Origin of the sequence: Corynebacterium sp. HMSC036E10 (assembly GCF_001836265.1) — a bacterium.
In the GTDB taxonomy this organism is placed as follows: domain Bacteria; phylum Actinomycetota; class Actinomycetes; order Mycobacteriales; family Mycobacteriaceae; genus Corynebacterium; species Corynebacterium coyleae.
The window spans coordinates 159,650-160,159 of sequence record NZ_KV827992.1 but is presented as its reverse complement, the minus strand read 5'-3'; the positions used below and the strand labels follow the sequence as shown (position 1 = coordinate 160,159).

At 59.4% G+C, this 510-nt stretch carries 1 protein-coding gene; it reads left to right on the top strand.

Translation table 11 applies throughout. The features are described from left to right. The coding region (locus HMPREF2736_RS12900) for an IS256 family transposase (protein ID WP_210399465.1) at nucleotides 1–510 on the top strand (510 nt) is incomplete at both ends.

The following is a 510-nucleotide window of genomic DNA, read 5'->3' as shown; positions in this document are numbered from 1 at the left end:
GCCACGGCGCGTTCTTCCCGGACTGGCTGTTAGAGCGCCGCTCACGAACCGAACGGGCACTATCGACCGTGATCGCGACCTGCTACCTCAAAGGGGTCTCCACCCGCAGAATGAACGATCTGGTGGCAACGCTTGGCATTGCCAACCTGTCGAAGTCGCAGGTCTCACGCATGTCGGAAGAACTCGACGAGATGGTCAACGATTTCAAAAACCGCCCACTTGATCCCGGCGGCTACGCCTACCTGTCGTGCGACGCGTTGACGATCAAAGTGCGCGAAGGCGGACGCGTGGTCAAATGCTCAGTACTGCTGGCCACCGGTGTCAACGCCGACGGCTACCGCGAAATGCTCGACATGCACGTTGCCACTGCGGAATCCAATGCTTCGTGGAAAGGCTTTTTCCAAGACTTAAAAGCCCGCGGGCTTTGCGGTGTCTTCCTTGTCACCAGTGACGCTCACGAGGGCATCCAGCACGCGATTTCCGAAGTGCTGCCCGATGCCTCCTGGCAGC